The organism is Yersinia alsatica (genome assembly GCF_902170305.1).
Taxonomy (GTDB): domain Bacteria; phylum Pseudomonadota; class Gammaproteobacteria; order Enterobacterales; family Enterobacteriaceae; genus Yersinia; species Yersinia alsatica.
In genome coordinates this window covers 322,608-333,228 of the sequence record NZ_CABHWW010000009.1, presented here as the reverse complement: position 1 = coordinate 333,228, position 10,621 = coordinate 322,608, and the positions used below count along the sequence as shown (strand labels likewise).

Here is a 10,621-nt window from a genome sequence, read left to right as displayed (position 1 = left end):
GGGCTATATCAGTCCAGAAAACTATGAACTAAAGAGTGTTGCTTAGTAGCGTGTCCTGTATTAGCGGTGCGGATCATTCAGCGTAGTGCCAATGGTGAGCAGGCTGCACGTTCTATTATGATGCTCCCCCTAATGACTGGAAATATCGGTCGAGCCGGAACGAATACCGGCGCTTGGGGCGGCAACGTGAAATATCCCGTGCCGGGATTTAGTATTGCCAATCCGGTAAAAACAGCCATCCCTTGCTTTATGTGGACAGATGCCATTTTCCGTGGCACCGAGATGACAGCCCAAAATGCTCACGTGAAGAATAAAGATAAACTTGATACCAATATTAAGTTTATGTGGAACTACGCCAGCAACGTTATTGGCAATCAGCATTCCGACCTAAATAAAACTCACCAGATTTTACAGGATGAGTCGCTATGCGAGTTTATTTTGGTGTGGGAAAACCACATGACTAACTCAGCCAAATATGCTGATTTGCTCTTACCGGACGTCACGTGGGTCGAATCAAATGACTTGATTGATAACTCTTATGCCAGCGGGGCTTATCACTATGTCACGCGGCTACAAAATGCGGTTGAACCCATGTGGGAATGCCGCCCTTCTTATGATGTTTTAGCCGAGATTGCCGCAAAATGTGGGATTGGCGAAGCCTTTACCGAAGGCCACAGCCAACAAGAGTGGATTGAAATCAGCTATAACAAAATGCGTGAGAAGAACCCGGCACTGCCGCCTTTCGAGCAAACCAACGACAAAGGTATTATTGACCGAATCTTTGCCGACAGCAGTCAATATATCGCCTTAAAAGAGTTTCGCGACGACCCGCTGAATAACCCGCTAAAAACACCTTCTGGCAAAATTGAGATCTACTCCGAAGCACTCGCTACATTGGAGAAAGAGTGGCAACTGGCACCGGGAGACCGCATTACTGCCGTCGCGGAATATTGCCCGACATTTGAAGGGGTCAGTGATGTTGACACCCTGAGAACCTACCCACTGCAAATGACTGGTTTTCATATCAAAGGCCATACCCACTCATCTTATTACAACGTGGCAATGTTGCGTGAAGCTGTGCCACACCAGTTCTGGATGAACCCGATTGACGCCAAAGCTCGCGGCTTGCAACAAGGCGATATGGTCGAAATTTTTAATGACCGGGGCCGCATCCTGATTGCAGTCAAAATCACCGAACGTGTATTGCCGGGGGTGATTACGGTGCCGCAAGGGGCATGGCGCAATCTCAACAGGGAGGGCATCGATGTGGGTGGTTGCATTAATACGTTAACGACACTGCGCCCATCACCACTGGCGAAAGGCAACCCACAGCATACTAACCTCGTTGAAGTTAAACGCGCATAAGGAGTTGAAAAATGAAGCAATATGGTTTTTTTGTCGACTCCACCAAGTGCACGGGATGCAAAACCTGCCAAATCAGCTGCAAAGATGAGAAGAACCTGGAGCTAGGGCCAAAACTGCGCCGGGTATATGAATACGGCGGCGGCAGCTGGACTCAGCAAGGCAATCTATGGGTACAGAATGTGTTTAATTACTATCTGTCCATTGCTTGTAACCACTGTTCGTCTCCCACTTGTGTCACCGGCTGCCCTACCGGCGCCATGCACAAACGTGAAGAAGACGGCTTGGTGGTGGTCAATCAGGATCTCTGTGTTGGTTGCCGCTACTGCGAAATGCGCTGCCCCTATGGCGCGCCGCAATTTGATGCCAAAAAGAAGCTGATGACCAAATGCGATGGTTGCTATCAACGTGTTGCTGAAGGCCATAAGCCAGTGTGCGTCGAGTCCTGCCCACAACGTGCATTAGATTTCGATGACATTACGCTGCTAAGAGAAAAATACGGTGAAGAAAATGCGATTGCACCCTTACCGCTCGCGCATCTCACACAGCCTAATCTGGTGATCCGAGGCCATCGAGATGCCAGACCATCGGGCGATACATCTGGCAGTATTCAGAATCCGGCGGAGGTATAAAATGCATGAATTACCCTTGGTGTTTTTCACCGTTCTGGGGCAGACCGCCGTCGGGTTGTTTGCTTTAGTGTGGTTGAGTAACAAACTCGGCCTGACCACCGCACTGCAACTCAAACAAGCCAATATTGTCGGCTTGATTCTGATGTTGGTCGGCTTAATCATCGGCACTTTGCATGTTGGGCAACCTCTGCGGGCAATGAATATGCTGCTCGGTGTTGGCCGCTCGCCCATGAGCAATGAAATTCTGCTCAGCAGCCTGTTTGTGGCCATGGCTTGTGGCACAGTTTTTTTCTCAATGATGGTGAAAAATACCGTGCTGGCCGCCCTGTGTAATGTGGCAACAGTGATCTTCGGGCTGGCCTTCGCCTGGTCAATTACTCAAGTCTATCAACTGGATACCGTACCTAACTGGGATACGTCCTATACCGCTTTGCAACTGTGGATGACCGTATTGGTGGGTGGCGGTGCTTTTGCCATTCTCACCGGCGCACGTCAACTCGGGGCTTCGGCACTACTAATCGGCGCTATCATAACGCTGGTAAATAAACCGGGCTACCTCAGCTTCCTTGGGCAAAGCTCAATAGAACTGAGCAGCCAGCAGACGCTATTTTGGGGGATTCAGATTCTGCTGCTGACCTTAGGTATCTTTGTCGCCGCCGCCGCCTTACTGAAAGACAGAATTCCTCGCGCCACGTTGGCGGTTAGCGCGTCAGGACTGGTCATCGGTGAATTAGCCGGGCGTATTGCTTTCTATAATCTCTGGCAAGTGGCAATGTAATTTAGCCTGTTGATGTGATTAACCGATGAGCCGCCGTAGTTTGCGGCTCATCAAGACTAAATTAACCGGGCCTGAAGAGAGGACATTTTGACGTTACTAGACACGACCTTGCCGCGAATTCTGGGCGCCTGTTTTTACTACCCACCACAATCCGCTACGGTACAGCGCCTCTGGCCTTTACTGCCGCAGATGGCTGATATCTTCCCCTGGCCAAATCCGGCCAAAATTGCACATTATTGCCAACAGATGCCCGCTATCTCTCCAGAGCAACTGGAATATGATTTTTCGGTGCTGTTTGAGGGGCAAGGCGAAATGCCCGCGCCACCCTGGGGATCGGTTTATCTGGATAAAGAAAATATCCTGATGGGGGCCAGCACACTACAATATCGTGAATTTCTCGCCACATTGGGGTTGGCAAATCAGAGCACTATCCACGAACCTGAAGACCAATTTGGCCTAATGCTCTTGGCTTGGGTCTATTTGATTGAGCAGCAGCCGGTTAGTAGCCAGCAATCAAATAATAATCAACAAGATGGCGCAGAAATAGTGCTACTCACCGAGCATTTATTACCTTGGGCCTATCGCTACCTTGAGTTGGTTAAAAATGCACAGGTTGAGTATCCGTTTTATCCACTATTGGCAGAAATTACCGAGTGTTATCTGAAAACACTGCAAGCCGAGCTAGGTTTATTTCCTCAACCTTATGAGCTGTACCGGTGACCAAGAAAAATAGATGAATAGAGACGAGCGCTACTACAAAGCCTTTATGGAGAGCCGGGTTATCAGCCGTCGCGGGCTATTTCGTGGCTTATTAAAAGGAGCAACCGGTGATTCACCGCCTGCTCCGCACTCTACTGTCTCTCATCCCATGCTAAAAAACCCCTGTCAGAATACCTATATCTACTGCAATAGCTGCGCCGACTTTTGTGAAAAACAAGCGCTGCTCTGGCAACCCCGCCAGCCCCCCACATTAGTTGACGCGCAGTGTGACGGTTGCGGCGAATGTGTCTCCAGATGCCCGGCAATGGCGTTGGAAATGCAGTTAATCTCATAATCCCTCTGGCAATCCCCTCCTGATGAATGAATACACTAAATAGGTAACCCCGACTCGCTGATACCAGTACAATGCCGGTATCTTGCGTACTTTGTCCCCCACAGGAGTGACCACTTTGTTCCATTACCCAGCCAGTTATACGTTTGATGAAGCCAGCGGCGAATACCATATTCAGTATCGTGACTTTCCTGAATTGGAATCAGTGACTTACTCTCTGGAAGATATTGAATTAGAAGCACAAGATGGCATTAAGAATGGTATCGCAGCAGAGATGGAAGAGCGCCGCCCAGTTCCTGCACCGTCGGCTTTACAAGCCGGCGATATTGCCATTCATGTCCCGATTCTGGTGCGTTTGAAAGCAGAACTGCACAATGCCATGTTGGCGACCAACACCCGTAAAGCCGATATGGCGCGCAAACTGGGTTTGAATGCCGCGCAAATGGATCGTTTGCTTGATGTATATTACGCCTCCAAGGTTGAAGCGCTGGAACAAGCCCTGTATTTACTGGGATTTGAAGCCGAGGTGATGGTCAGAAAAATCAGCGGATAACATTGCGAAAAAAGTCATTGCTTAAATTTAAATCAAGATAGTAACAAATTGTTATTAGGCGATAATTTTAAAAAACGTTAATAGCGTCACACTTCAAGATATTAACTAACATCCCTGACTGTTTAGATGCAAAATTGTGATCTAATGCATAAAAATACAGTATTGAAAATCGCTCTCTATTGGGATTACATTAGCGCCATCAACTCGCAGACAGTGACTGAGTAACTCAGACTGGCGAGGTAGCTCCAAGGGGGAGTGGTTCAATGAAATATTTCTTTATGGGTATCTCAATTATGTTAGTGGTTTGGGTTGGCACCTTCATGATGATGGTCGAATAACATTCGCCCATACCATTTACGACAAAACATAATATCCATCAGACATAGCACAAAGGGCGCATTTGCGCCCTTTGTCATTGCTCGCTATATATCATTTTCCCGGCATCATTCTGCGTAACGTATCATCACGACGAATATAGTGATGATAGAGTGCCGCCAGCGCATGAGCGCCGATCACGAAATAGCCCAAGTTGGCGATTAACTCATGAGTCTGTTTTAGCCAAACCCGCGCGTCATCATTCGGTGTCACCCATTGTGGAACTTGCCAACCCAACAGGAACCAGGTTTTCCCGCCATAAGCCTGCGCCAAAACCCCCAGTATTGGTAATGACAAGAACATCAGATACAGACACCAGTGCAAAATATGCGCCCCTAATAGCTGCCAATCCGGCAATTTTGGCGTGATTGCCGGTGTGGCATAGCGATGACGCAACCAGAGTCGTGCGAGCATCAGTAACCAGACGGAAATACCAAAATTAAAATGCAGGTTTTTCACCAATGTCCGGTCTTCATCAGGCACTGAGTCGCTAAGTAACATTGCCGCATAGGTCAAAATAACCATCAACAACGTCAACCAATGCAGGGTTATCTGGGGTAATGAATAGCGATTTCTCATGGCTGCGCGCTCCGCTGCATAGCTAATTGATTAAACTGTTTCTCCCGTGGCTGGTTTCGGTTTCAGTAAACCATCAGCACGGAACATACTTTTAATCCCACGAACGGCCTGGCGGATCCGGTCCTGATTTTCAATCAGAGCAAAACGGACATGGGTATCGCCATAATCCCCGAAGCCAATCCCTGGGGAAACACAGACTTTCGCCTCTGATAACAATCGCTTAGCAAATTCCAGCGAACCAAGGTGTGCATAAGGCTCAGGAATTTTGGCCCAGACATACATTGATGCTTTCGGGTTTTCGACCATCCAGCCCGCCTCATGTAGCCCACGAACCAAGGCATTGCGGCGCTGCCGATACTGCTCGGCGATATCACGCACACACTGCTGATCCCCTTCCAGCGCTGCAATAGCCGCAACCTGCAATGGGGTAAAAGTGCCATAATCGTGATAGCTCTTAATCCGCGCCAATGCATTGACCAATTCTGGATTACCAACCATAAAACCAATACGCCAGCCAGCCATATTGTAACTTTTAGAGAGGGTGAAAAACTCGACGGCAATATCTTTCGCGCCGGGGACTTGCATGATTGATGGGGCTTTCCAGCCATCGTAGACAATATCGGCGTAGGCCAAATCATGCACCACCAGCACATCATATTGCTTCGCCAGCGCCACTACCCGTTCGAAAAAGTCCAGTTCCACACATTGTGCCGTCGGGTTAGAAGGAAAACCGAGGATCATCATTTTGGGTTTAGGAATGGTTTCTCGAATCGCGCGCTCCAACTCACCGAAGAAATCAATTCCCTCGGTCAGCGGCACAGAGCGAACTTGCGCCCCGGCAATCACCGCACCATAAATATGAATAGGATAACTAGGATTTGGCACCAGCACGGTATCACCGTGGTCCAGTGTTGCCAACATCAGATGCGCCAGCCCTTCTTTCGAGCCGATAGTGACAATAGCTTCACTTTCAGGGTCAATATCCACCTGATAGCGATCCGCGTACCAGCGAGAAATCGCCCTACGCAGACGCGGTATCCCTCGGGAAGTTGAATAGCCGTGGGTGTCTTCACGTTGCGCGACACTGCACATTTTTTCAACAATATGTGGCGGTGTCGGTCCATCCGGATTACCCATACTAAAATCGATAATATCTTCACCACGGCGGCGCGCGGCCATTTTCAGCTCAGCGGTGATATTAAAGACATAAGGGGGAAGGCGATCAATACGGGTAAAACGACGTTTAGCAGGTTGTTCAGACATAATTTCCTCGAGGATACGTTAGCGCCCGGACCGTCCGAGCGACGCTGACCAGTAAATGGTCTGTTTATGAACATATCCCAGTGCTGAATAGCTGTCGAGTGGCTGATAGTAAATATCTTACTCATCGGAGTTCAACGCTGTGGGTCAAACTCGCCAGCTAACAGTCCTAATACCCAGTCATCACACCATTGTCCACCAAGCTGATAGTTATCACGCAAGGTTCCTTCCAGTTGAAAACCGCAGCCCTCCAGCACGCGCCGTGAAGGATGATTCCCTACCGTGACGGTGGCTTTCATTTTATGAAACTGACATTGCTGAAAACCAAACTCCAGCACTGCCATCAGCGATTCTTTAGCAAAACCTTTGCCGTGATAAGACGGCAATATGGCATAACCCACTTCAGCTTGTTGTAGCGGTAACCATTCCGCTAAAAATCCGCTCAGCCCTATGGCCTCGCCGCTCTCTTTTTCGCGGATAACCAAGCATAGCCAATGGTTGGCGGTCTTCTCCCATGGCATCAGGCGAGATTCAAAGCGCGCATGAATCTCGGCAATATCCATCGGATCAGAAATATAACGCTGAACATCCGAGTCTTGGTATAGGCGTAAAAACAGTGGCCAGTCTTGCTCACTAAGACTGTCCATTGTTAACCGTGCTGTTCTCAGAGAGACTGGCGTGCGACTAAACATGGGAATCACAGGCACTGTTTTTCCTTTAATTTTAATAAGTTAATGATGAAAAGAAGATAAGAATTTAAAGAGGAAATTTTGCCGGAACCTCATCCCTTTATTCTTCTCCATTTTGCTTAAATAATATTTACTTCAAGATAACAAAAAATAAACAAATGGTCAGCAAAGTGCAAACCATTACCGCGCCCTCAACCTACAGCTATCGGAGAATCAACCTTATGGCTTCATTACAAATAGACGATATTCCCGCAGCAATCAAAGCGGTGAAACAACAATTACGTCAGGCGCTGCCTGACTATCAGCAAGTATTCCAAGCCGTGGAAGAGAATATTCGCCAACAAGTCACCGAGATCCGCCGCAGTCTGGCTCAAGGTGAGAATCCAGTCCCACGTATTCATGCTGATGATATTATCAATGGCAAAGTGACTGATGAACAAAAAGCACAAATTAAACAACGGGGATGCTGTGCCATTCTCGGTGTATTTCCAAAAGAAAAAGCCACAGCGTGGAACCGTGAAATTGGCCACTATCTGGACAGTAACAATTTCGTCGAGCGGCTAAAAAATGCAGCGGAAGATAACTATTTCGGCACGCTGGCGGCCAGCAAACCACAGATTTACGGCATTTACTGGTCAACACCACAGGTTGAAGCCCGTCAAGATCAGCGCATGAATGCGGTGCAGGTATTCTTAAATAACCTGTGGCAAACCGAAAGTAATGGTAAGCAGCACTTCGATGCTAACCGCGTAGTGACTTATGCTGACCGCACCCGTCGCCGCCCACCAAAATCATCATCATTGGGTTTATCACCTCATGTAGACGGTGGCTCAATCGAGCGTTGGCTGGATGAGAATTTCCGCCATGTTTATCGCCACGTATTTTCCGGTGAGTGGCAAAAATATGATCCGTTCGCTGCCGAAGGACGCCCTGAAGTCCGGGAATTCCCTTCACCGGCAGTCTGTTCCATGTTCCGCGCCTTCCAGGGCTGGACAGCGCTGACACCGCAGCGCACCCACGCCGGAACGCTAAATGTGATTCCAATTGCCAATGCCATGGCCTATATCTTGCTGCGAGCCTTGCAGGATGATGTGGCTGACGATGACTTATGCGGTGCGGCACCGGGTCGCGCGTTATCTGCCTCAGAGCAGTGGCATCCTCTTTTAATGGACGCCATTTCCCCTATTCCAGATCTGGAAGCCGGTGACACGGTATTCTGGCATTGTGACGTGATTCATTCAGTGGAAAACGAACATAATGGTGAGTTCGACAGTAATGTTATGTACATCGCCGCGGCACCTTGGTGTGAAAAGAATGCCGCCTATTTACCACGCCAATTAGCCAGTTTTATTGATGGCCGCTCGCCGCCGGACTTTGCGGCTGATGACTTTGAGGTAGATTTCACCGGTAGAGCCACTGCCGAGAATCTAACCGCCATCGGTAAGCAGCAATTAGGTATGACAGAGTAATTTTCTCCCACCCAATAGCCTGTCGGAGCTGATGCCTCCGGCAGGCTTTTTTCTCACTCCTTGAGATAAAATGGCAGTCAGCCGCCATTCTCCTTATAATTAGCCGCTTGTTCGCCCTACCACTCGATCATGCCTAATTTAAGATCGCCGGTTGTTGCCAAGAGAAAATAGTGTGCACCAGATATTTGAAATGCTATTGGCGGTGTTTGATCGCGCCGCACTGATGTTAATTTGCCTGTTCTTCCTGACCCGCACCCACCTATTTCGTCAGTTACTGCAAAAAGAGAAACACACGCCGTTGGAGCTGGCGGCAGTCACCGCGATCTTCTCGTTGTTTGCTATTTTTGGCACCTATTCCGGCATTAATGTTGAGGGTTCTCTGGTTAATGTGCGGGTTATTGCCGTCATGTCGGGCGGAATTCTATTTGGCCCCTGGGTTGGGATCATTACCGGGCTGATTGCAGGTTCTCACCGCTATTTAATTGATATTGATGGTATTACCTCAGTTCCCTGTCTCATTACCAGCATTATTGCCGGTTTGATGTCGGGTTATATCAACCTGAAGGTAAAGAAAGAGCGGCAATGGAGCATCGGTATTCTGGCCGGTATGATTTGCGAATCACTGACCATGCTCTTAGTGGTTATTTGGGCCAAACCGACCGCGCTGGGGATTGATATTGTCTCTAAAATTGCGATTCCCATGATTTTAGGGGCCGTCTGTATCGGCTTAATTGTGCTGCTGGTGCAGAGTGTTGAGGATGAAAAAGAAGTGATTGCTGCACGGCAAGCAAAATTGGCCTTGGATATTGCCAATAAAACCTTGCCCTATTTTCGTCATATCAATGGCGAATCTTTACGCAGTGTATGTGAAATTATACGCAATGATATCAAGGCCGATGCTGTTGCCATCACCGATACCCAGACCATTTTGGCTTATGTCGGGGTGGGAATAGAAACCTATAATATCGGCCATGAAACTATCAGTGATATCACCAAAGAAAGTATTCAGCGCGGTAAAATTACCATTCGTAATAATGATGAAGTTCACCGCACGCCACAGATTCATTCACTTATTATTATTCCTTTATGGGAAAAAGGTGAAGTCACCGGCTCATTGAAAATCTACTATTGCCACGCCCATAAAATTACTTATTCATTAAAAGTGATGGCCGTCGGTTTATCACAGATAATCTCAACTCAGATTGAGGTTTCTCGCATTGAACAACTGCGTGAAATGGCGAATAAAGCCGAAATGCGCGCACTGCAAAGCAAAATAAACCCACACTTTTTATTTAATGCGCTGAATGCAATTTCCTCGTCGATTCGCATTAATCCAGATACCGCGCGCCAGTTGATCATCAATTTATCTCGTTATCTGCGCTACAACCTTGAGTTAAATGATGAGCAAATTGATATACGCAAGGAACTGCATCAAATTCAAGACTATATCGCTATTGAGCAAGCGCGTTTTGGCAGTAAATTAACGGTGATTTATGATATTGATGACGATATTTCGCTAAAGATCCCCAGTTTGCTGATCCAACCATTGGTGGAAAATGCCATCGTGCATGGTATTCAGCCCTACCGTGGTAAAGGTGTGGTGGTCATTGCCGTCAAAGACTGTGGTGATCAGATAAAAATTTCAGTGAAAGATACCGGCAATGGCATTAATCAGGAAACCATTGAGCGCGTGGCAAATAACGAAATGCCGGGCAATAAAATCGGTTTACTGAATGTGCATCATCGGGTGAAATTATTGTATGGCGAGGGTTTACAGATACGCCGTATGGAACCGGGTACCGAGATCTCTTTTTATATCAGCAAAAATGGCGGCAAGGTCCATGCAGAACCCAGTATTTCAGCCGGAGTTTAA

11 protein-coding genes and 1 pseudogene are annotated in these 10,621 nt (G+C 47.9%); 9 read left to right on the top strand and 3 right to left on the bottom strand.

Annotated features, from left to right (window positions below; translation table 11 throughout):
• Positions 1-75 precede the first annotated feature (75 nt).
• The 7 genes and pseudogenes from FTA96_RS06300 to ypdK form a co-directional block, all read left to right on the top strand.
• Positions 76-1,365, top strand: a pseudogene (locus FTA96_RS06300) (molybdopterin dinucleotide binding domain-containing protein); the annotation flags it as partial.
• A gap of 11 nt (positions 1,366-1,376) precedes the next feature.
• Positions 1,377-1,994, top strand: a complete 618-nt coding sequence (locus FTA96_RS06295; protein WP_050120751.1) for a DMSO/selenate family reductase complex B subunit — start codon at positions 1,377-1,379, stop codon at positions 1,992-1,994.
• Position 1,995: 1 nt separating this feature from the next.
• Entirely contained in the window at positions 1,996-2,772 is a 777-nt protein-coding gene (locus FTA96_RS06290; protein ID WP_050109424.1) for a dimethyl sulfoxide reductase anchor subunit family protein, read from the top strand.
• An 87-nt stretch (positions 2,773-2,859) separates the two neighbouring features.
• Entirely contained in the window at positions 2,860-3,492 is a 633-nt protein-coding gene (locus FTA96_RS06285; RefSeq protein ID WP_134957435.1) for a TorD/DmsD family molecular chaperone, read from the top strand.
• Between the two features lie 13 nt (positions 3,493-3,505).
• Complete coding sequence (locus FTA96_RS06280; RefSeq protein WP_050109421.1) at positions 3,506-3,826, top strand: 4Fe-4S binding protein; 321 nt, start codon at positions 3,506-3,508, stop codon at positions 3,824-3,826.
• Between the two features lie 115 nt (positions 3,827-3,941).
• Positions 3,942-4,376 (top strand): type II toxin-antitoxin system HicB family antitoxin, encoded by a 435-nt coding sequence (locus tag FTA96_RS06275; protein WP_050145495.1) that lies wholly within the window; start codon positions 3,942-3,944, stop codon positions 4,374-4,376.
• A gap of 263 nt (positions 4,377-4,639) precedes the next feature.
• Complete coding sequence (gene ypdK, locus FTA96_RS06270; protein WP_098057507.1) at positions 4,640-4,714, top strand: membrane protein YpdK; 75 nt, start codon at positions 4,640-4,642, stop codon at positions 4,712-4,714.
• A gap of 91 nt (positions 4,715-4,805) precedes the next feature.
• Here ypdK and FTA96_RS06265 read toward each other — a convergent pair whose 3' ends face one another.
• The 3 genes from FTA96_RS06265 to FTA96_RS06255 all read right to left on the bottom strand — a co-directional run bounded on the left by FTA96_RS06265 (position 4,806) and on the right by FTA96_RS06255 (position 7,237).
• Positions 4,806-5,330: a cytochrome b gene (locus FTA96_RS06265; protein ID WP_050120748.1), complete on the bottom strand. Its 525-nt coding sequence runs from the start codon at positions 5,328-5,330 to the stop codon at positions 4,806-4,808.
• Positions 5,331-5,360: 30 nt separating this feature from the next.
• The gene (gene alaC / locus FTA96_RS06260) at positions 5,361-6,593 is read right to left on the bottom strand and encodes an alanine transaminase (protein WP_050120747.1); all 1,233 of its coding nucleotides are present in this window, start codon (positions 6,591-6,593) and stop codon (positions 5,361-5,363) included.
• 131 nt (positions 6,594-6,724) lie between these two features.
• Positions 6,725-7,237, bottom strand: coding sequence for a GNAT family N-acetyltransferase (locus tag FTA96_RS06255; RefSeq protein WP_050109415.1), 513 nt, complete (start codon positions 7,235-7,237; stop codon positions 6,725-6,727).
• 263 nt (positions 7,238-7,500) lie between these two features.
• Between FTA96_RS06255 and FTA96_RS06250 the strand changes: the two genes are divergently transcribed.
• The gene (locus FTA96_RS06250; RefSeq protein WP_145573368.1) at positions 7,501-8,748 is read left to right on the top strand and encodes a DUF1479 domain-containing protein; all 1,248 of its coding nucleotides are present in this window, start codon (positions 7,501-7,503) and stop codon (positions 8,746-8,748) included.
• Between the two features lie 172 nt (positions 8,749-8,920).
• Positions 8,921-10,621, top strand: a complete 1,701-nt coding sequence (locus FTA96_RS06245; protein WP_050145497.1) for a sensor histidine kinase — start codon at positions 8,921-8,923, stop codon at positions 10,619-10,621.

Bases quoted from the DNA above. Each gene is read 5' to 3' on its own strand.
- FTA96_RS06250 (WP_145573368.1), top strand. From the start codon at position 7,501: ATGGCTTCATTACAAATAGACGATATTCCCGCAGCAATCAAAGCGGTG.
- FTA96_RS06265 (WP_050120748.1), bottom strand. From the start codon at position 5,330: ATGAGAAATCGCTATTCATTACCCCAGATAACCCTGCATTGGTTGACG.
- FTA96_RS06290 (WP_050109424.1), top strand. From the start codon at position 1,996: ATGCATGAATTACCCTTGGTGTTTTTCACCGTTCTGGGGCAGACCGCC.
- FTA96_RS06255 (WP_050109415.1), bottom strand. From the start codon at position 7,237: ATGGACAGTCTTAGTGAGCAAGACTGGCCACTGTTTTTACGCCTATAC.
- FTA96_RS06280 (WP_050109421.1), top strand. From the start codon at position 3,506: ATGAATAGAGACGAGCGCTACTACAAAGCCTTTATGGAGAGCCGGGTT.
- alaC (WP_050120747.1), bottom strand. From the start codon at position 6,593: ATGTCTGAACAACCTGCTAAACGTCGTTTTACCCGTATTGATCGCCTT.
- FTA96_RS06295 (WP_050120751.1), top strand. From the start codon at position 1,377: ATGAAGCAATATGGTTTTTTTGTCGACTCCACCAAGTGCACGGGATGC.